A 19908-nucleotide genomic window follows, 5' to 3' on the forward strand; every position below is an offset into this window, starting at 1 on the left:
GTATGTGCGGACGGTATGCAGCCAGTCGTGGACCCGAGGATCTCGCAGGAGTCTTTGAGATCGAGAAGTGGGACCGGGATCCCGAGGAGACCCTGGCCCCGGACTACAACGTGGCGCCGACCAAGGAGGTCTACGTCGTCCTCGACCGCCCTGTGAAGGACGCGGACAGCCCGAGGCCGGTTCGCCAGCTCCGCAGACTCAAGTGGGGACTCGTCCCGTCCTGGGCCAAGACACCCGAGGGCGCCGCCCGGATGATCAACGCGCGCGCGGAGACGGTGCACGAGAAGCCCTCGTACCGCCGCGCCTTCGCCGCCCGGCGCTGCATCGTCCCCGCCGACGGCTACTACGAGTGGGTCACCGGCAACGCCGAACGCGATCTGGAGGTCGAGGGCAAGAAGAAGCGGCCGCGCAAGCAGCCGTACTTCGTGACGCCCGCGGACGGCTCGGTCTTCGCGATGGCGGGACTGTACGAGTTCTGGCGGGACCGGACGCTGCCGGACGAGCATCCGCTGGCCTGGTGGGCGACCTGCTCGGTCATCACGACCGAGGCGGAGACGACGCCGCTCGCGGTGGCCCCCGCCGAGGGCCCGCACGCGCTGGCCGACATCCACCCCCGGATGCCCCTGATGCTCACCCCCGACCGCTGGGACAGCTGGCTCGACCCGTCCCGCACGGACCCGGACGAACTCCGCGATCTGCTCGCGCCGCCGCCCACCGGACTGATGCGCGCGTACCCCGTCTCCACCGCGGTCAGCAACGTCCGCAACAACGGAGCGGAGCTGCTGAAGGAGCTGGAGGGGCCCGAGGAGGGCACACTTTTCTGACGTGACCGAGATCAGCAACGCGAGCGAGACCATCGAGACGGACGCCGGTACGGCCCGCGTCACCTGGCACAGGGCGGCGAAGGCGCGGCTCGTCCTCGGCGTGAGTCATGGCGCGGGCGGCGGAATCGAGGCCCGGGATCTCCGGGCGCTCGCCGAGGTGCTGCCCGCTCACGGGGTGAGTGTCGCGCTCGTCGAACAGCCCTGGCGGGTCGCCGGGAAGAAGGTGGCCCCGGCACCGAGGACACTGGACGTCGGCTGGCGGGGGGTGTGGCCGGTGCTGGCGAAGCCCGGACTGCCCGTCGTCTCCGGCGGCCGCAGCGCCGGCGCCCGCGTCGCGTGCCGGACCGCGACCGAACTCGGTGCCGCCGCCGTCCTCGCCCTGAGTTTCCCGCTGCACCCTCCGGGAAAGCCGGAGAAGTCCCGCGCCGCCGAGCTGCTCGGCGCGGGGGTGCCCACCCTCGTCGTGCAGGGCGGCAACGACCCGTTCGGCAAGCCGGAGGAGTTCCCGCCGGGCTCGTACGAACTGGTCGAAGTGCCTTACGGAGATCACGGCCTCGCCGTCCCGAAGCGGGCCCCGCTCGGCCAGGAGGAGGCGCTGAAGGTCGTCACGGACGGCGTCGCGCGGTGGGCCGCGTCACTCGGGTGACACGCGGGAATGCAGAGTGACGGACTTCTGTTGTGCCGAGCAGACAGCACGGAGAGTGCTGCACCGTTCGTACGAGAGGAAGTCCGCCGCATGGGTTCGACCTTCTGCCCGAGCCGCAGCAGCCGCGCTGACCTGGACTGGACGGTGCTGCGCGCGGGCAAGAACGCCCCGATTCGGGCGGCGGGCGGACAAGAAGTACATCCCTCCCCGACCGAAGGTCGTCTATCCTCCGATTCCAGTGGGACCGGTCTCGGTCTCGCTACGTCGCTGGAGGAGGTGGGTCCGGTCACTGGGACCGACGCAGGGACCGAAAACGGCCAGGCGGAGCAGCCCGAGGGCCAGGGCACGAGCACGGAGTCGTCCGCCGAGCGCACCGCGCGCTTCGAGCGGGACGCGCTCGAATTCCTCGACCAGATGTACTCGGCCGCCCTGCGCATGACGCGCAACCCGGCGGACGCCGAGGACCTGGTGCAGGAGACGTACGCCAAGGCGTACGCGTCCTTCCACCAGTTCCGCGAGGGCACCAACCTCAAGGCGTGGCTGTACCGCATTCTCACCAACACCTTCATCAACTCGTACCGCAAGAAGCAGCGCGAACCCCAGCGCAGCGCGGCCGAGGAGATCGAGGACTGGCAGCTGGCGCGTGCCGAGTCGCACATGTCCACAGGGCTTCGTTCCGCCGAGTCGCAGGCGCTCGACCACCTGCCCGACTCGGACGTCAAGGAAGCGCTGCAGGCGATCCCCGAGGAATTCCGCATCGCCGTCTACCTCGCGGACGTAGAGGGCTTTGCGTACAAGGAGATCGCGGACATCATGGGGACACCCATCGGTACGGTGATGTCCCGGCTGCACCGGGGGCGTCGCCAACTGCGCGGCATGCTGGAGGACTACGCCCGCGACCGCGGGCTGGTTCCCGCCGGCGCCGGAGAGTCGAACGAAGCGAAAGGCTCGGGCTCATGAGCTGCGGAGAGCCGCACGAGACGGATTGCAGTGAGGTACTCGATCATCTCTACGAGTTCCTCGATCATGAGATGCCGGACGCGGACTGCACCAAGTTCGAGGTCCACTTCGAAGAGTGCTCCCCGTGTCTGGAGAAGTACGGCCTCGAACAGGCCGTCAAGAAGCTGGTCAAGCGGTGCTGCGGCCATGACGACGTGCCCACCGATCTCCGGGCCAAGGTCATGGGCCGCATCGACCTGATCCGCTCCGGTCAGGCCGTGCCCGAGCACGACGTGACCGCGACGGTCCAGGAGTCCTGACCCCGGGCAGCTCCGGCGCGATCCCGGCACCTCCGGCGCGACCGCCGACGCCCGGCGAAGACCCTCCGTTTATCACCCGAACGTGCGAATCCGCGGGCCCTGAGCCCGCGGATTCGTTCATACCCGTCCCCGCCCCCTTCCTCCCGTCCTAGGCTCCGATCCTGAGATCAGGGGAGGTACGGGGGAGGTACCAGGATGGGTTCGGTTCCGGCGTGGGCCCGTGCGTACGTGGCCTGTGTCGTTCTCCTGGCTGTCGCCTGCCTCGCACCCCTGCCGCACCTCCGCGTTCCCTGGGGAATCGTCGCGCTGCTCGCCGTGCTGTACGCGGGCTGCGAGCGCGTCACGCTGCCGGCCCGGCCGCGCGGCGCGGGTGCGCCCGGCGGCGGGACCACCCAGGGGATGGGCACCTTCCTCCCCGTCCTGCTGGCCGGGGCCTTTCTGCTGCCGCCGCCCGCCGCCGCCCTCGTCGCGCTGCCCGGGGCGCTGCTCGCCCGGGTCGAACAGCGCCCGCGCGGCCCACGCCGGGTCTGGCGCGCGGCCCAGCTCGCCGTCGCCGTCTGGGCCGCCTCCCGGGTGTACGGAGCGCTCGGCGGCCGGGACGCGCTGGTCACGCCCGACTTTCCCTACGCGCTGGTGCCCGCCGGGGCCGCGGTGCTCACCTTCTGCGCCGTGCTCACCGTCCTCGACGGCGGGATCCTGGTGCTGGCCGAGCGCGCGCCGGTGCGCGGTGCCTGGCGCGGCCTCTTCGCGCGCTCGCTGGCACCCGTCGCCGTGCACGGCCTCGCCGGGCTGATGATGGCGGTGCTGTGGCGCAGTCCGTACGGGCCCGTCGCCGCGCTGCTCGTCCTGCTGCCGATGTACGTGTCCTGCTGGGTCTTCGCCCAGTACCACCGCGAACGGGCCGCCCACCAGGCCACCATCCGCGCCCTCGTCCAGGCCGTCGACATCAAGGACGGCTACACCCGCGGGCACAGCGAGCGGGTCGGCCAGGCGTCCGTGATGATCGCCCGTGAGCTCGGCATGCACGACGAACGCGTCGAGGTGCTCCGGTTCGCCGGAATCCTGCACGACGTCGGCAAACTCGGCGTCCCCACGCGCCTGCTGCGCAAGGACGGACCGCTGACCCCCGAGGAGCGGCGGATCATCGAACTGCATCCCGAGTACGGGCACGAGATGGTCCGCGGAATCGGCTTCCTCGGCGAGGCCCGCTCGGCGATCCTGCACCACCACGAGCGGCTGGACGGGAGCGGATACCCGTACGGGCTGAGCGGGGCGCAGATCCCGGAGTTCGCCCGGGTGGTGGCCGTCGCCGACGCGTTCGACGCGATGACGTCGACCCGGTCCTACCGCAGGGCCCGCCCGGTGCCGGCGGCACTGGAGGAGCTGGCGCGATGCGCGGGCTCGCAGTTCGACCCCCGGATGGTGGGGGCGCTGAGGCGCGCGTTGAACCGGCACGGCTGGCGTCCCGCGGTGACCGCGGACATCGGCCCGGCCGCCGCACCCGGCAGGCCGCCCGCGCACCCGTCCGACACCGTCGGACGGAGCGCGCCGTGAGCACAGCCGCCCCGCGGCACCGACTCCCCACCCACGCCGCCCGTCTCCCGTCGGCCGGAGGGACGCCCGCCGCGCTCACCGCAGTGCGCGCGCTCGCCCTCCTCCTCGCGGTCCTCGCCCTCGGAGCCACCCTCTGGAACGGAATCGACGAACGCGGCACCGCGCTGGCCTTCGGCGTTCTCATCGCCGTCGGCGAGCTCGCCCGGTGGAGCGGGGCAGAGGAGCGGGAGTCCGCTCCCCTCGGGGCCGCCGGAGCCCTCGCGTACGCGCTGCTCGGCGAGAACGCCGGGCACCGCACCGACCACGGCGTCCTCCAGGTCGTCGCCGTCGTCGTGGCGGCGGCGCTGATCGGCTGCGTTCCGCACGTGGCACAGGGACACGGGCCGACGCTCGACCACCTCGACCGCCGCGTCCTCACCGTCGCCTTCGCCGCCGTGTGCTTCCAACCCCTGTACAACCAGGGCAGGTTGCTCAAGTGGGGCGGCCCAGCCCAGGCCCTGCTGCTCGTCGCGCTGCTGGTCCTCACCACCCTGTGCGACGCCGTGCTCGCGGCGGCGACGGCCCACGCGCGGACCCGCTGGCCGTTCGGGCCGCTGCTGCGCGACGAACTGCGGGCCACCCTCGGGATCGGTTCGGCCGTGTGCGCGACCGGGGCCGTCATGTCGCTCGCGGTCGCGGTGGTCGGACTGTGGGCGCTGCCCGTCTTCTCGCTGCCGCTGCTGCTCACCCAGCTGTCCTTCGGGCGGTACGCGGCCGTGCGGGTCACCTACCGGCAGACGATCGCCTCACTCGCGCGAGCGACCGAGATCGCCGGGTACACACCAACCGGCCACGCCCGGCGGGTGGCCGCCCTCAGCCGGGCCGTCGGCCGCGAGCTCGGCCTCTCCGAGCCCGACCTCACCGTCCTGGAGTACGCGGCGCTGATGCACGACATCGGACAGCTCAGCCTGGTCGACCCCGTACCGGCCGGCGCCACCGCCGCGCTCCCGGCGGACGAGCAGCGGCGGATCGCGCTGCTGGGCGGCGCCGTCGTCCGGCAGACCGGGGTGGACGCCGAGGTCGCCGTGGTGGTGGAGCGGCAGGCGGACCCCTACCGGGACCAGCCGGTGACCGCGCGCATCGTCCGGACCGTGAACGCATACGACGAGATGGCCAGGGAAGCAGGGCCCACAGGGCCGCTGACCGCCCTGGAGAAGCTGCGGCTGGCCACCGCTCGCGACTATCAGCCGGAGGTCGTGGAGTCACTGGCCCGGGTCCTGTCCCGACCCGGTCTGACCTTGCCCTGGGCTGGGTAACCCATGGGTAATGAGCGGCCGTCCGAAGGTACGTGGTTGGATGCGAGGAAGAGGGTGTCAGGGGGCACGGGCCGGCCCGCGGCCGCACTGCCTTCAAGGGACTCTTCAAAGGACCGGCAGGCGGGAAACGCAAGGAACTGGCAGGCGGGAATCGTGAGGATCTTCGGCAAGGGACGACACCGGCCCTCCGCCTCATGGCGGCAGGCCACCGACCGTGCGTTCACGCTGATCGGCGACGGCCGGTACGAGGACGCGGGAGCGCTGCTGACACGCGCCGCGGACCTGGAGCCCTGGCTGTCCGAGTCCTGGTTCAACCTGGCCCTGCTGCACAAGTTCCGGCACGACTGGGAGCAGGCGCGGGCCGCGGGTCTGCGGGCCGTCGCCCTGCTCGACCGGGAGACCGGCGCACCCGACTGGTGGAACGTGGGGATCGCCGCCACCGCCCTGCAGGACTGGCCGCTGGCCCGCCGTTCCTGGCAGGCGTACGGGCTGCGGGTGCCCGGCGGCGCCGCCGTCTCCGGCGAGCCGGTGGGCATGGACCTCGGCAGCGCGGCCGTCCGGCTGTCGCCGGAGGGCGAGGCCGAGGTGGTGTGGGGGCGCAGGCTGGACCCCGCCCGCGTCGAGGTGCTGTCGATCCCGCTGCCCTCCTCCGGACGCCGCTGGGGCGAGGTCGTCCTGCACGACGGTGTTCCGCACGGTGAGCGGACCACCGCCGCCGGGCACGCCTACCCGGTCTTCGACGAGATCGAACTGTGGGCCCCCTCGCCGGTGCCCACCTGGGTCGTCCTCCTGGAAGCGGCCACCGAGGACGACCGGAACGCACTGGAGCAGCTCGCCGCCGACGCCGGCTTCGCCGCGGAGGACTGGTCGTCGTCCGTCCGCCTGCTGTGCCGGATGTGCTCCGAGTCCCGGATGCCGTCCGACGAGGGCGACGAGGAACACCTCGACCCGCACGACCACAGCGAACCGGGGCACCCGGGTCCGCTCGGCCATCGCACCGACGGGCAGCTCTGGGTCCCCGAGCGGGAGTGCGGTCTCGCGGCGCCCGCCTCGCTGGTGCGCGGCCTGCTCGACGGCTGGGTCGCGGACAGTCCGGACTCCCGTGACTGGCGGGATCTGGAAGAGGTCTGCTGAGCGCGCCTTTAGGCTGTAGTCGCAGAAATTTCCAAGGTCTGAGGAAGGCGTACGTCGTCATGGCGCAGCAGGACACCGATCAGCAGCACGTGGGCGTGCTCCCCGTGGACGACGACGGGTTCGTCATCGACACCGAGGACACCGAGGAGCGCGAGGCGGCCTACCGCGAGCGCGGCGCCTCGCGGCCGATCACGGTGGTCGGGAACCCGGTGCTGCACAAGGAGTGCAAGGACGTCACCGACTTCGGGGACGAGCTGGACCAGCTGGTCGCCGACATGTTCGCGAGCCAGCGTACCGCCGAGGGCGTGGGCCTGGCGGCCAACCAGATCGGCGTCGATCTGAAGGTCTTCGTCTACGACTGCCAGGACGACCAGGGCGACCGGCACGTCGGTGTGGTCTGCAACCCGAAGCTGGTCGACCTGCCCGCGGACCGGCGCCAGCTGGACGAGAGCAACGAGGGCTGCCTCTCCGTCCCGACCGCCTACGCGCCGCTCGCCCGCCCCGACTATGCCGAGGTCACCGGGCAGGACGAGAAGGGCAACCCGGTCAGGGTGCGCGGTACGGGCTACTTCGCCCGCTGCCTCCAGCACGAGACGGACCATCTGTACGGCTACCTGTACATCGACCGGCTCTCCAAGCGCGACCGCAAGGACGCGCTGCGGCAGATGGCCGAGAGCGAGCCCCGCTACGCGATCGTGGCGAACGACTGAGGCACCGCTCTGCCGGGCGCCCCGCACGCCTGTGACATAAATTGACCGGCGTGACGCGCGGCCCCTCGTGGGTCCACTCGAACGGTGCTTGGGCAGGTGATCCTCCTGACCAGGCACCGTTCGCATGTACGTCGTATGTTCGATCCCTTGTACTCCTTCGGTGATCCAGATTCAGTCACACAAGGGGATATTCTCGGCATGGTCGGGTAGTGAGTGGGCCAAATCCGTTCCCAGAACGGTCAGTTGTGGTGCTGAATGGGAAGTGCGGGGATACGCAACGGCGCGCGCCCGTCACAGGTGGAGGGGTGTGACGTCAACAGGCGGCTGAGAGGGGTTTGTTCGTGCATGCTTTCTCATACGGCTCTTCATCGACAGTGCTCGCGGTACCACCGGCGCTCTCTCTCCCGGTGATCGAATCCGATTTTCCCCGTCAACTGCACCCGTATTGGCCCAAGCTCCAGGAGAACACCAGGACCTGGCTCCTCGAAAAACGGCTGATGCCCGCGGACAAGGTCGAGGAATATGCCGACGGCCTGTGCTACACGGACCTCATGGCGGGCTACTACATAGGTGCCCCGGACGAGGTCATGCAGGCGATAGCGGACTACAGCGCGTGGTTCTTCGTCTGGGACGACCGTCACGACCGCGATGTCATCCACGGCCGGGCGGACGCCTGGCGGAGGCTCAGGTTCCGGCTGCATGCGGCCCTCGACGCCCCCAGGGACCATCTGCACCACCAGGATCCCCTGGTCGCGGGGTTCGCGGACAGCATGGTGCGGCTGTACTCGTTCCTCGGCGAGAACTGGAACAAACGGTTCGCACTCCACTTCCACGCGGTGATCGAGGCGTACGACCGGGAGTTCAGGAACCGCACCTCCGGCACCGTCCCCACGGTCGCGGAATATCTCGAACTCCGCCGGCTCACTTTCGCTCACTGGATCTGGACCGACCTTCTGGAACCGAGTGCGGGCCGTGAACTGCCCGCCAAAGTGCGACTGCATCCCGCATTTCACCGGGCGGCACTGCTGAGTCAGGAATTCGCCGCCTGGTACAACGACCTCTGTTCGCTGCCCAAGGAAATAGCGGGCGACGAGGTCCACAATCTCGGAATCAGTCTCATTCATCATGAGGGGCTGACACTCGAAGAAGCCGTCATCGAAGTGAGGCGGCGAGTCGAGGAATGCATCGAGCAATTCCTCGTCGCCGAGAAGGACGTATTGCGGCTCGCCGAATTACTCGCCGACGGCGGCACTGTCCGGGGAAAAGAGACGAGCGCCGCCGTGAGGGCGTGCCTCGGCAACATGCGGAACTGGTTCAGCTCCGTGTACTGGTTCCACCACGAGTCGGGCCGGTACATGGTCGACAGCTGGGACGACCGCTCCACACCCCCGTACGTCAACAATGAAGCGGCAGGTGAGAAATGACCGTCGAGTCCGTACGACCCGAGGTGTCCGAGGCGCGGGAGCTGTCCGTCCCGCCCCTCGCCGGAGGCGGGGTGCCCGTTCTCGGGCACGGCTGGAAACTGGTCCGCGACCCGCTGGGCTTCCTCGCCGGGCTGCGCGACCACGGTGACGTCGTCCGGCTCAGGATGGGCCCCAAGACGGTGTACGCCGTCACCACCCCCGCGCTCACCGGGGCGCTGGCGCTCAGCCCCGACTACGAGATCGGCGGCCCCCTGTGGGAGTCGCTCGAAGGGCTGCTCGGCAAGCAGGGTGTCGCCACCGCCAACGGTCCGCAGCACCGGCGCCAGCGGCGGACCATCCAGCCCGCGTTCCGGGCCGACATCATCCCCGAGTACGGCCCGATCATGGAGGAGGAGTCGCGGGCGTTCACGGCGCGCTGGGAGCGCGGCGCGGTCGTCGACTGCACCTCCGAGTCGTTCCGTGTCGCCGTCCGTGTCGCCGCCCGCTGTCTGCTGCGCGGCCGGTTCATGGACGAGCGCGCCGAGCGGCTGAGCCTCGCTCTCGCCACCGTGTTCCGCGGCATGTACCGGCGCATGGTCATCCCCGCGGGGCCCCTCTATAGGCTCCCGCTTCCCTCGATACGCGCATTCGACCGCGCATTGGCCGATTTGCATGCGCTGGTCGACGAGATCATCGACGAGCGACGGGCATCTGGTCAAAAGCCGGACGATTTGCTGACGGCATTGCTGGAAGCGAAGAACGACGACGGCGGCCCCATAGACGAACAGGAGATCCACGACCAAGTCGTCGCGATACTCACCCCCGGCAGCGAAACCATCGCATCCACGATCATGTGGTTGCTCCAAGTGCTGACGGAACATCCGGAACAGGCGGACAAAGTGGCCGCAGAGGTCCGATCCGTCGCAGGAGACCGACCCGTCGGATTCGACGACGTCCGGAAGCTGTCGCACACGAACAATGTCGTCGTCGAGGCGATGCGTTTACGCCCCGCCGTATGGATATTGACGCGCCGCGTGGTGGCCGAGACCGAGCTGGGCGGCTATCGCATTCCGGCCGGAGCCGACATCGTCTACAGCCCGTACGCGATCCAGCGCGACCCCCGGTCGTACCAGGAGCACCTGGATTTCGATCCCGACCGCTGGCTTCCGGAACGCTCCAAGGACATCCCGAAGTACGCGATGCGCCCCTTCAGTGTCGGCAACCGCAAGTGCCCGAGTGACCACTTCTCGATGGCGCTGCTCTCCCTGATCACCGCGACCGTGGCGTCCCGCTGGCGCTTCGACCAGGTGTCCGGGTCCAACGACGCGACCCGCGTCGGCATCACCCTGCGGCCCCACGAGCTGCGGCTGAAGGCCCGTCCGCGGTAAGGCGCTCGGACGGCCGGGCGTCCGCGCATCCGCCCGGCCGGTGTCCGGCCCGCACGTCCACAGGCGCACGTTCAGGCCGCCCTCGGGCCCCTGAACGTGCGCCGCGGTCTCACGCCTTCGGCACGACCACGGTGACCGTCCACTCCTGAAGGCCGTCGCAGGAGACCCGGGCCGGATCGCTCGGACACAGCGGCCGGGACGATGTCAGCCGGACCGTTCCAGCCGAGACCGCCCGGTAGGCGGCGGACGCGTCGCCCGGCTGGAGGACGATCCCGCTGTTGGTGGCCTCCAGCCCGGTTCCGGCGGTCTTCACGGGCGCCCACGGCCGGCGGGTCGTGCCGTCCAGGGAGACACGGATCGTCTCGCCCGGCGCCAGACAGTATGTATGGCCGGTGTCGGCGGCGCCCAGCTCCCCCTTCGCCGTGGCGCAGCTCGGGTGGGACGGGGTGGGGGACGGCGACACGGTGCCGCTGCCGCCCGCGTCGCCTCCGCTCTGCGTACCGCAGCCCGCGAGGAGCAGGGTCAGAGCGGCGAGGGCGATGGTCCGGGTGTGGGTCGTTCGGCGCATGGGGTGGCCTCCTTGCGGGTTGGACGTGCCACCGGTGGATCAGGATCCATCCCAGCGAATTCCAGGCCGCGCGCGACAGGGCCCCGGCCGCCGAAGCGACCGGGGCCCTGCCCGGGGTCGGGCCGCCGCGGCGGCCGGGGACCCAGACGCGGATCAGCTGGTCGTCAGGGCGGTGTCGTCCACGACGAAGCTGGTCTGGAGCGAGGAGTCCTCGACGCCGCTGAACTTCAGCGTGACGGTCGAACCGGCGAAGGAGGACAGGTCGAAGGTCTTCTGGGCGTACCCGGTGGCCTTGTTGAGGTTGGAGTAGGTCGCCAGCGTCGTGGAGCCCGCGGTGACGGTGAGTTTGTCGTAGGCCGAGGTGGTGGTGGTCTCGGCCGTGTCGATGTGGAGGTAGAAGGTGAGCGAGGCCTTGCAGCCGGACGGGATGGTCACCGACTGGGACAGCGTGTCGGTGTGCGTCGAGCCGTAGCCGTCGAGCCAGGCGTCGTACGAGCCGCCGTGCGTGGCCTCGCCGGTGTCATTGGTGATGACACCGCTCGTCTCGCTCCACACGGTCGCGCCCGACTCGAAGCCCTGGTTGCCGAGGAGCTGCGCCGAGGTGCAGGTGCCGCCGCCCGAGGTGCTGACGGTCCAGGTGAACGAGGCCGAACCGGAGGCGCCCGTGCTGTCCTTCGCCGTGACGGTGACCGCGTAGGTGCCGGCGGTGCTCGCGGTGCCGGAGATCAGCCCGGTCGAGCTGCTGATCGACAGCCCGGTCGGCAGCCCGGTCGCGCTGTACGTGAGGGTCGCGCCCGCGCTGTCGCTCGCCGAGATCTGCAGGCTCGCCGAGCCGCCGGTGGCCGTGGACTGGCTGCCCGGGTTGGTGACGGTCACGGTGTTGCCCGTGCTGGTGCCCGAGGTGAAGGCGGCCGTGCCGTTGGGGGTGCCCCAGCCGGTCGGGCCGTCGTAGCCGGTGGCCGCCGTGCAGAAGTACGACGTTGAGCAGGAGCCGTTGTTGCCGCTCGTCACGTCGTACAGGTTCGAGGTGTGGGAGTAGGGGTACTTCGCCGGGTAGTCGGCCGAACCCGGGGTGCCGGCCAGCGCGTACACGCCCGCGATGATGGGCGACGAGGCGCTGGTGCCGCCGTAGACCGCCCAGCCGGAGCCGCCGTAGGTGTCGTAGACGGCCACGCCGGTGGCGGGGTCGGCGACCGCGGAGACGTCGGCCTCCATGCGCTTGGTGCAGCCGGTGTCGGTCTGCCAGGTGGGCTTGGCGTCGTAGGCGGAGCAGCCGGAGCCGGTGCCCTCGGTGCTGCTGGTCTTCCAGACCGACTCGGTCCAGCCGCGGGTGCTGGAGGAGGTGCTCAGCGCGGTGCCGCCGACGGCGGTCACGTACTGGGAGGTCGCCGGGTACTCGGCGCCGTAGGCGGAGTCACCGGAGGAGACGGTGATGGCGACACCCGGGTGCTTGAAGTACGAGGTGTCCTCGCTGGTCTGCGAGGAGGACTCGGAGCCGCCCCAGCTGTTGGAGACGAACTTCGCGCCCAGCGTGACCGCTTCGTTCTCCGCGATGCCGAGGTCGGAGTCGTTCGCGGAGCTCGCCTCGACGAGGATGATGTTGCAGTTGGGGCAGACGGCGCTGACCATGTCGATGTCGAGCGCCTCCTCACCCGCCCAGCCGGTGTCGTTCGTCGGCAGTGAGGTGGTCGAACCGGTCTGGCTGACCTGCTTGAAGCAGCCGCTGGCCACGGTGCAGGCGGACAGGCCGAACTGCGAGCGGTAGGTGGCCAGGTCGGAGGCGGCGTTGGGGTCGTTGTAGGCGTCGACCACGGCGACCGTCAGACCGGAGCCGCCCGTCGAGGGCAGGTTGTAGGCGCTGTGCAGGTTGGCCGGGCTGAGGCCGGACACCGCGGCGGCGGCATCGGGGGAGACCTTGGCCGCGAGCTTCTGCGCGATGTCGGTGCGGCGCTGCGCGAAGCACGACATCCGACCGGGCTTCGTCGCCTCGGCGCACAGGTGCTTGGTCGCGACCTTCTGGCCGGCCTTGCCGGTCGAGTGGACCGCCTGGCGTGCGGGATCGGTGAGGGCCCCGGCGTTCTGGGTGGCCCGGGAGACGTGGGGGGTCGGCGCGGGCTGGGCGTCCGCGGGAGGGGCCGCGGCGAACCCGGCGAGGCCGAGGGCCAGGGCGGGGAGGGCGGCGGTGAGGAGTCTTCGCAGGCTCCGGGCGGGTCTGCCGGAGGGTATCGGGCGCTGGGAACGCATGGGGGTGTCGCCTCCATCGGTTCGAGGCCGGTGCCGCTCGGGCCGGGGTAGGGCCGTGTGCGACGCCATAGCCGGAAGTGGGGGTTCTCGGCGCTCTGAAGGGACGGGCCCGTGACGCGCGTAGCGTGAATCATGGGAAGGCGCGTCATGGGCATGCCAATTCAGTCGTCCTGGCGTGCCGTGGTGCGCGGCATGACGGGACGGCCAGAACCTAGCCGGGGTGAACGACACTCGAACAGCCGTGCCGGAAGAACTTTGCCGCTCCATGGACGGGGATTGGCTCGGCGATTGGAGGCACGGGGGCAGTACGTGACGAAAGCCGGGCCGCACAGGGCGGCCCGGCTCTCATCGCTGACGAACATTCAGAACATCAGAACTCAGAACATCAGAACACTCGAACCGGTCAGAACACTCGGACCGGTCAGAAGTCCTCGTCGAAGTCGACCGTGCCCTCCACCGCCACTTGGTACGCCGACGGCCGGCGCTCGAAGAAGTTGGTCAGCTCCTGGACACCCTGGAGCTCCATGAAGGAGAACGGGTTCTCCGAGCCGTAGACCGGCGCCAGTCCGAGGCGCACCAGGCGCTGGTCGGCGACGCACTCCAGGTACTGCCGCATCGAGTCGGTGTTCATGCCCGGCAGACCCTCGCCGCACAGGTCGCGCCCGAACTGCAGCTCGGCCTCGACGGCCTCGCGCAGCATGTCGGTCACCTGCTCCTGGAGCCGGTCGTCGAAGAGTTCCGGCTCCTCCTTGCGGACGGTGTCGACGACCTCGAAGGCGAAGCTCATGTGCATCGTCTCGTCCCGGAAAACCCAGTTGGTGCCCGTCGCCAGGCCGTGCAGCAGGCCCCGGCTGCGGAACCAGTAGACGTACGCGAAGGCGCCGTAGAAGAAGAGCCCCTCGATGCATGCCGCGAAGCAGATGAGGTTCAGCAGGAAGCGGCGGCGGTCGGCCTGGGTCTCCAGCCGGTCCAGCTTCTCCACCGAGTCCATCCACTTGAAGCAGAACTGCGCCTTCTCGCGGATGGAGGGGATGCTCTCGACGGCCGCGAAGGCCGCCGTGCGGTCGTCCGGGTTGGGCAGATAGGTGTCGAGCAGCGTCAGATAGAACTGGACGTGCACGGCCTCCTCGAAGAGCTGACGGCTCAAGTAGAGCCGTGCCTCGGGGGAGTTGATGTGCTTGTACAGCGTCAGCACCAGGTTGTTCGCCACGATCGAGTCGCCCGTCGCGAAGAACGCGACCAGCCGGCCGATCATGTGCTGCTCACCCGGCGTCAGCTTCGCGAGGTCGGCGACGTCCGAGTGGAGGTCGACCTCCTCGACGGTCCAGGTGTTCTTGATGGCGTCCCGGTAGCGCTCGTAGAAGTCCGGGTAGCGCATGGGACGCAGGGTGAGTTCGAAGCCCGGGTCGAGAAGGTTCTTGTCGGACGCGGCCTTCTCGGTGTTCGTGTCGCTCATTACTGGCAGGCCTCGCAGGACTCGGGGTTCTCAAGGGAGCAGGCGACGGCGTCGGGGTCGGCCACCTGCTGCACGGGGATGGTCTTCTCGGGCTGCGCCTGGGCCTGGGCCGCGCGGGCGATGCGCGTCGCCGGGCGGGAACGCAGGTAGTACGTCGTCTTCAGGCCCGACTTCCAGGCGTACGAGTACATCGAGGAGAGCTTGCCGATGGTCGGCGTCTCCAGGAACAGGTTCAGCGACTGGGCCTGGTCCAGGAACGGGGTCCGGGCGGCGGCCATGTCGATCAGGCCGCGCTGCGGGATCTCCCACGCCGTGCGGTACAGGTCGCGGACGTCCTGCGGGACCCAGGTGAAGCCCTGCACCGAGCCGCTGGACTCGCGCAGCGCCTCACGGGTCTGCGCGTCCCACACGCCGAGCTTCTTCAGCTCGGCCACCAGGTAGGAGTTGACCTGGAGGAACTCGCCGGAGAGCGTCTCGCGCTTGAACAGGTTCGACACCTGCGGCTCGATGCACTCGTACACGCCCGCGATGGACGCGATGGTGGCGGTCGGCGCGATGGCGAGGAGCAGCGAGTTGCGCATGCCGACCGCCGCGATCCGCTGCCGCAGCGCCGCCCAGCGCTCCGGCCAGTTCAGCTCGACGTCGAAGTGGTCCGGGTGCAGTACTCCGCGGGCCGTACGGGTCTTCTCCCAGGCAGGGAGGGGGCCGTTGCGCTCGGCGAGGTCCGCGGAGGCCTCGTAGGAGGCGAGCATGATGCGCTCGGCGATCCGGGTGGACAGGGCGCGGGCCTCGGGCGAGTCGAAGGGCAGCCGCAGCTTGAAGAAGACGTCCTGGAGGCCCATCGCGCCGAGGCCGACCGGACGCCACTTGGCGTTGGAGCGGCCCGCCTGCTCGGTCGGGTAGAAGTTGATGTCCACGACACGGTCGAGGAAGGTGACCGCGGTGCGCACGGTCTCGTCGAGGCGCTCCCAGTCGATGTCGTCGCCGACGACGAACGCGCCCAGGTTGACCGAGCCCAGGTTGCAGACCGCCGTCTCCCCGTCGTCCGTGACCTCCAGGATCTCGGTGCACAGGTTCGAGGAGTGGACGGTGTGGCCGGGCTCCGCCGTCTGGTTGGCGGTGCGGTTGGCGGCGTCCTTGAAGGTCATCCAGCCGTTGCCGGTCTGCGCGAGGGTACGCATCATGCGGCCGTACAGGTCGCGGGCCGGGATGGTCTTCTTGGCGAGACCCGACTCCTCGGCCTTGCGGTACGCGGCGTCGAACGCATCGCCCCACAGGTCGACCAGCTCCGGCACGTCGGAGGGGGAGAACAGCGACCAGACGCCGTCCTCGTTCACCCGGCGCATGAACTCGTCCGGGATCCAGTGCGCGAGGTTCAGGTTGTGCGTACGCCGGGCGTCCTCACCGGTGTTGTCGCGCAGCTCCAGGAATTCCTCGATGTCGGAGTGCCAGGTCTCCAGGTAGACCGCTGCCGCGCCCTTGCGCCGGCCGCCCTGGTTCACCGCGGCGACCGAGGCGTCGAGCGTCTTGAGGAACGGGACGATGCCGTTGGAGTGCCCGTTGGTGCCGCGGATCAGCGAACCGCGCGACCGGATGCGGGAGTAGGACAGTCCGATGCCGCCCGCGTGCTTCGACAGGCGTGCCACCTGGTGGTAGCGGTCGTAGATGGAGTCCAGCTCGTCCAGCGGGGAGTCGAGGAGGTAGCAGGACGACATCTGGGGGTGCCGCGTACCGGAGTTGAAGAGCGTGGGGGAGGACGGGAGGTAGTCGAGGCGGCTCATGAGCCGGTAGAGCGCGGCGACTTCGTCCACGGAGCGGGCCGTGTCGTCCTCGGCGAGACCGGAGGCCACCCGGAGCATGAAGTGCTGGGGCGTCTCGACGACCTGGCGGGTGATCGGGTGCCGGAGCAGATAGCGGCTGTGCAGCGTGCGCAGCCCGAAGTAGCCGAAGCGGTCGTCGCCTTCGGTGTCGATGAGCGCGTCGAGGCGGGCCGTGTGCAGCCGGACGAACGCGGCCGTGCGGTCGGCGATCAGCCCCTCGCGGTGGCCGACGGCGACCGACTCGGAGAAGGTCGTGACGCCCTGCGAGGCGGCCTCCGCGGTGATGGTGATCGCCAGCAGGCGGGCGGCCAGCCGGGAGTAGACGGGGTCCTCGGAGATGAGCCCCGCGGCCGCCTCCGTGGCCAGTTCGCGCAGCTCGGCCTCGTCGGCGAGGGCGGACCGGCCGCGCAGCGCCGCGGCGGCGACCCGGCCGGGGTCGGCGTCGGTGAGGTCGGCGGTGAGATCGGTCAGGGTCCGCAGCAGCGCGGTTCCGGGACCGTCGGTCTCCACCCGGGCCTGCGGCGCGGTCACTGAAGCCGGATCGGCTGGCGCGATGGTCACGTGGGGATCTCCCTCGCTCGGCACGGGGCCCGGCGGGGAGGAACGGGGCACACGGGAGCGCTTCTGGGCAGCAGCGCACCGCGTCCACCGGCCCATTTCCGCGAGGCCCGGACGTCGTCGGCACCCGGGCCGGACGGCCGGGGCGCGCTGTCGACAGGTCCTCGGACTGACGCGAGTGCGGGCACGCGGATAGGCGAACACGCACAGGTACACCGTTGCGGGACAGTTCCGGATTCGCACCGGATTCCCCTGCGGCGACAGCGACCATGAGCATACATCTTGTGCCGGGCTCCGGGAGTGCCCCCACATGTTGTGTCGGGTCGGTGTCCGCGAGCGCTACGGAGCGTGCTGGATCGTCAACTCGTAGGTGAGCAGCCGGATGTCGTCGAGCTCCGGAAGCGGGTTCCAGTCGCGGTCGGGGGTGCGGGTGAAGCCCAGGCGCTCGTACACGCGGTGGGCGCTGTGCATGGAGCCCTGGGTGGACAGCACGACGCGGATACAGCCCTCCACGGCCCGTGCCCGCTCGACGCAGGCGCGCACGAGGGCTTCCCCCGCGCCCCGGCCCCGTGCCTCGCGCGCGACCGCGAGCATCCGGAGCTCGGCCTCCCCGGCGCGGGCGAAGTCCGCCATGGGGCTGCCGTCCGCCACGAAGGTCACACTGCCGAGCACCCGGTCCCCCTCGACGGCGACCAGTACATCGGCGACGGCCGCGCGCCCCGCGACGTCCCGCAGTTTCTCCAGGTACGCGTCGCTCTCCCCGAAGTCGAGCAGCCCGTCTCCGAGATAGGCCCGCGCCGCGATCTCACCGACGGTGGGGTACTCCTCGGGCCGCGCCCGCCTGATGACGATGTCCATGCGGGCGAGTGTGCCCGACCGGCACGGCGACGGGCCGCCGGGTTTCGTCCGGCGGCCCGTCGTGGAGAGCTGTCGCTAGTGGCTCGCGTCCGCCGTGGCCGGCGGGAGCTCCGTCTCGACCCCAGGGTCTCCCGCGTCGGCCGTGTAGTCCTCGGGCGAGGTCTGGTCGATGCCGTCCGGGGCCTTGAACGCCCTGAGGGCGAAGGTGAGGACGACGGCCACGGCCACGTTCAGGACGAACGCCGTCAGGCCGATGTAGCCGATCTCCCCGATGCCGGGGATCTCCTTCGAGCTGCCGCCGAAGTGCTTCTGGGTCGGCGAGGCCACTCCGTAGGCGGCGATCGTGCCGTAGAGCATGCCGACCGCCCAGCCGCCCAGCAGCGCCCAGCGGTGGAACCAGCGGGTGAACAGCCCGCCGACCAGCGACGGGAAGGTCTGCAGGATCCAGATGCCGCCCAGCAGCTGGAAGTTGATCGCGACGGTCTTGTCCATGGTCAGGACGAAGACCAGCGCGCCCACCTTCACGAGCAGCGAGACCAGCTTGGAGACCCTGGTCTCCTGCCGCGGGGTCGCGGCCGGGTTGATGAAGTCCTTGTAGATGTTGCGGGTGAAGAGATTCGCGGCCGCGATCGACATGATGGCCGCCGGGACGAGCGCGCCGATGCCGATGGCGGCGAAGGCCACGCCCGCGAACCAGTCGGGGAACATGTTCTCGAAGAGCTGGGGGATGGCGAGCTGGCCGTTGGTGACCTTCACGCCGGCCGCGATCGCCATGAACCCGAGCAGGGCGAGCAGGCCCAGCATCAGCGAGTACAGCGGCAGGATCGTGGTGTTGCGGCGGATCACCTGCCGGCTGCGGCCGGACAGCGTCGCGGTGACCGAGTGCGGATACATGAACAGGGCCAGCGCCGAGCCGAGCGCGAGGGTGGCGTACGTCCACTGGCCCGCCTCGGCGGGGACGAGTCCGCCGGCCCCCGCGGCCGTGTACTTGGCGCTCGCCGCCTTGAAGATCTCGTCGAAGCCGCCCAGCTTGATCGGGATGTAGATGATGGCCACCGCGATCACGATGTAGATCAGCGTGTCCTTCACGAACGCGATCAGGGCGGGGGCCCGCAGACCCGAGGAGTAGGTGTACGCGGCCAGCACGCCGAAGGCGATGAGGAGCGGCAGGTCCTTGACGAACCAGTTGGTGCTGTCGCCGCCGCCCACGCCCATCACGTCGAGCACGGCCTGGATGCCGACCAGTTGGAGCGCGATGTACGGCATGGTGGCCAGGATGCCGGTGACGGCCACGGCGAGGGACAGGCTCTTGGAGCCGAATCGGCCGCGCACGAAGTCAGAGGTCGTCACATAGCCGTGCTTGTGGGAGACCGACCACAGGCGGGGCAGGAACGTGAAGATCAGCGGGTAGACCAGGATCGTGTACGGCACGGCGAAGAAGCCGGCAGCGCCCGCCGCGTAGATCGCCGCGGGTACGGCGACGAAGGTGTACGCCGTGTAGAGGTCGCCGCCGAGCAGGAACCAGGTCACCCAGGTGCCGAAGGACCGCCCGCCCAGGCCCCATTCGTCGAGGCTGTGCTCGTCGGCGGCTCTGCGCCAGCGCGCGGCCAGGAAGCCCATGACCGTGACGGCCAGGAAGAAGAAGACGAAGACGCCGAGGGCGACGCCGTTCACACCGTCGTTCATGCTCCGGTACCTCCCTTCGCGGCGGCGGAGGGGGAGGCGGAAGCGGCAGTGCGGGCCCGCTCGTCACGCCGCCACAGCACGTACGCGGTCACGGTCAGCGCCGTGGAGAGGGGTACCCACATGATCTGGTACCAGTAGAAGAACGGGATGCCGATGAACGCCGGGTCGGTCTTCGTGTAGGAGCCGACCCACAGCATCGCCACGAAGGGCGCGATCAGACAGAGGGCGATCACCACACGTACCGGTGTCACCACCGGTGGTTTCACTTCGGGCAGGTCTGACATAGGGCGACTCCGTCCCCTCATCGATCACCTGGGTAACGCGCAGGCAATCTAGGGGATGGTTCCGCTTTGCGGAACCCCTGCTCGGACGGCGGGTGTGGAGGGTTCGTGTCGGTGCGCCCGGCGCCCTCAGCAGGCGGGGAACCCCTCGGGCCGGTACGGCGCCTGACGGTCCGTCCGGGCCCGCCCCGCCGTGCGGCGCGACGCGCGGCCACGGGACCGTG

At 70.1% G+C, this 19908-nt stretch carries 17 protein-coding genes and 1 riboswitch; of the genes, 10 read left to right on the plus strand and 7 right to left on the minus strand.

Features of this window, described 5'->3' with window-relative positions:
* Nucleotides 1–2 precede the first annotated feature (2 nt).
* From ACFYR3_RS21870 to ACFYR3_RS21915, 10 genes are all read left to right on the plus strand, one after another.
* Nucleotides 3–824 (plus strand): SOS response-associated peptidase, encoded by an 822-nt coding sequence (locus tag ACFYR3_RS21870; RefSeq protein ID WP_355844699.1) that lies wholly within the window; start codon nt 3–5, stop codon nt 822–824.
* A 1-nt stretch (nt 825) separates the two neighbouring features.
* Nucleotides 826–1470 carry an alpha/beta family hydrolase gene (locus ACFYR3_RS21875; protein ID WP_355844696.1) on the plus strand — a complete coding sequence of 215 codons (645 nt, stop codon included), beginning with the start codon at nt 826–828 and terminating at the stop codon, nt 1468–1470.
* Nucleotides 1471–1746: 276 nt separating this feature from the next.
* Complete coding sequence (gene sigR / locus ACFYR3_RS21880) at nt 1747–2430, plus strand: RNA polymerase sigma factor SigR (protein ID WP_355844693.1); 684 nt, start codon at nt 1747–1749, stop codon at nt 2428–2430.
* Nucleotides 2427–2729 carry a mycothiol system anti-sigma-R factor gene (gene rsrA / locus ACFYR3_RS21885; protein WP_355844690.1) on the plus strand — a complete coding sequence of 101 codons (303 nt, stop codon included), beginning with the start codon at nt 2427–2429 and terminating at the stop codon, nt 2727–2729. Before sigR ends, rsrA begins: the two co-directional genes overlap by 4 nt.
* 195 nt (nt 2730–2924) lie before the next feature.
* The gene (locus tag ACFYR3_RS21890; protein ID WP_355844687.1) at nt 2925–4283 is read left to right on the plus strand and encodes an HD-GYP domain-containing protein; all 1359 of its coding nucleotides are present in this window, start codon (nt 2925–2927) and stop codon (nt 4281–4283) included.
* Nucleotides 4284–4366: 83 nt separating this feature from the next.
* Nucleotides 4367–5578 carry an HD domain-containing protein gene (locus ACFYR3_RS21895; RefSeq protein ID WP_355844745.1) on the plus strand — a complete coding sequence of 404 codons (1212 nt, stop codon included), beginning with the start codon at nt 4367–4369 and terminating at the stop codon, nt 5576–5578.
* Between the two features lie 153 nt (nt 5579–5731).
* A complete protein-coding gene (locus ACFYR3_RS21900) occupies nt 5732–6712 on the plus strand; it encodes a hypothetical protein (RefSeq protein WP_355844684.1) in 981 nt (326 codons plus the stop codon).
* A gap of 59 nt (nt 6713–6771) precedes the next feature.
* Entirely contained in the window at nt 6772–7422 is a 651-nt protein-coding gene (gene def, locus ACFYR3_RS21905; protein ID WP_356785813.1) for a peptide deformylase, read from the plus strand.
* Nucleotides 7423–7763: 341 nt separating this feature from the next.
* Nucleotides 7764–8846 (plus strand): epi-isozizaene synthase, encoded by a 1083-nt coding sequence (gene cyc1 / locus ACFYR3_RS21910; RefSeq protein ID WP_355844678.1) that lies wholly within the window; start codon nt 7764–7766, stop codon nt 8844–8846.
* Nucleotides 8843–10213, plus strand: a complete 1371-nt coding sequence (locus tag ACFYR3_RS21915) for a cytochrome P450 (RefSeq protein WP_389284418.1) — start codon at nt 8843–8845, stop codon at nt 10211–10213. The genes cyc1 and ACFYR3_RS21915 overlap by 4 nt, the downstream gene beginning before the upstream one ends.
* A 109-nt stretch (nt 10214–10322) precedes the next feature.
* Here ACFYR3_RS21915 and ACFYR3_RS21920 read toward each other — a convergent pair whose 3' ends face one another.
* The 7 genes from ACFYR3_RS21920 to ACFYR3_RS21950 all read right to left on the minus strand — a co-directional run bounded on the left by ACFYR3_RS21920 (nt 10323) and on the right by ACFYR3_RS21950 (nt 19687).
* Nucleotides 10323–10781, minus strand: a complete 459-nt coding sequence (locus ACFYR3_RS21920; RefSeq protein ID WP_355844672.1) for a hypothetical protein — start codon at nt 10779–10781, stop codon at nt 10323–10325.
* 153 nt (nt 10782–10934) lie between these two features.
* Nucleotides 10935–13025, minus strand: coding sequence for a putative Ig domain-containing protein (locus ACFYR3_RS21925; protein WP_355844669.1), 2091 nt, complete (start codon nt 13023–13025; stop codon nt 10935–10937).
* A 421-nt stretch (nt 13026–13446) separates the two neighbouring features.
* Nucleotides 13447–14481, minus strand: coding sequence for a ribonucleotide-diphosphate reductase subunit beta (locus ACFYR3_RS21930; protein ID WP_355844666.1), 1035 nt, complete (start codon nt 14479–14481; stop codon nt 13447–13449).
* A complete protein-coding gene (locus tag ACFYR3_RS21935) occupies nt 14481–16862 on the minus strand; it encodes a ribonucleoside-diphosphate reductase subunit alpha (protein WP_355844663.1) in 2382 nt (793 codons plus the stop codon). The genes ACFYR3_RS21930 and ACFYR3_RS21935 overlap by 1 nt, the downstream gene beginning before the upstream one ends.
* 134 nt (nt 16863–16996) lie before the next feature.
* Nucleotides 16997–17146, minus strand: a riboswitch (cobalamin riboswitch).
* A 52-nt stretch (nt 17147–17198) separates the two neighbouring features.
* Complete coding sequence (locus tag ACFYR3_RS21940) at nt 17199–17717, minus strand: GNAT family N-acetyltransferase (protein WP_355844660.1); 519 nt, start codon at nt 17715–17717, stop codon at nt 17199–17201.
* A 75-nt stretch (nt 17718–17792) separates the two neighbouring features.
* A complete protein-coding gene (gene mctP, locus ACFYR3_RS21945) occupies nt 17793–19403 on the minus strand; it encodes a monocarboxylate uptake permease MctP (RefSeq protein WP_355844657.1) in 1611 nt (536 codons plus the stop codon).
* Nucleotides 19400–19687 carry a DUF3311 domain-containing protein gene (locus ACFYR3_RS21950; RefSeq protein WP_355844654.1) on the minus strand — a complete coding sequence of 96 codons (288 nt, stop codon included), beginning with the start codon at nt 19685–19687 and terminating at the stop codon, nt 19400–19402. Before ACFYR3_RS21950 ends, mctP begins: the two co-directional genes overlap by 4 nt.
* Between the last annotated feature and the right edge of the window lie 221 nt (nt 19688–19908).

Origin of the sequence: Streptomyces sp. NPDC005784 (assembly GCF_042871525.1) — a bacterium.
GTDB lineage: Bacteria > Actinomycetota > Actinomycetes > Streptomycetales > Streptomycetaceae > Streptomyces.

Bases quoted from the DNA above. Each gene is read 5' to 3' on its own strand.
- ACFYR3_RS21915 (WP_389284418.1), top strand. From the start codon at position 8,843: ATGACCGTCGAGTCCGTACGACCCGAGGTGTCCGAGGCGCGGGAGCTG.
- ACFYR3_RS21920 (WP_355844672.1), bottom strand. From the start codon at position 10,781: ATGCGCCGAACGACCCACACCCGGACCATCGCCCTCGCCGCTCTGACC.
- ACFYR3_RS21870 (WP_355844699.1), top strand. From the start codon at position 3: ATGTGCGGACGGTATGCAGCCAGTCGTGGACCCGAGGATCTCGCAGGA.
- ACFYR3_RS21940 (WP_355844660.1), bottom strand. From the start codon at position 17,717: ATGGACATCGTCATCAGGCGGGCGCGGCCCGAGGAGTACCCCACCGTC.
- mctP (WP_355844657.1), bottom strand. From the start codon at position 19,403: ATGAACGACGGTGTGAACGGCGTCGCCCTCGGCGTCTTCGTCTTCTTC.
- rsrA (WP_355844690.1), top strand. From the start codon at position 2,427: ATGAGCTGCGGAGAGCCGCACGAGACGGATTGCAGTGAGGTACTCGAT.
- ACFYR3_RS21950 (WP_355844654.1), bottom strand. From the start codon at position 19,687: ATGTCAGACCTGCCCGAAGTGAAACCACCGGTGGTGACACCGGTACGT.
- ACFYR3_RS21890 (WP_355844687.1), top strand. From the start codon at position 2,925: ATGGGTTCGGTTCCGGCGTGGGCCCGTGCGTACGTGGCCTGTGTCGTT.
- def (WP_356785813.1), top strand. From the start codon at position 6,772: ATGGCGCAGCAGGACACCGATCAGCAGCACGTGGGCGTGCTCCCCGTG.
- ACFYR3_RS21930 (WP_355844666.1), bottom strand. From the start codon at position 14,481: ATGAGCGACACGAACACCGAGAAGGCCGCGTCCGACAAGAACCTTCTC.
- ACFYR3_RS21925 (WP_355844669.1), bottom strand. From the start codon at position 13,025: ATGCGTTCCCAGCGCCCGATACCCTCCGGCAGACCCGCCCGGAGCCTG.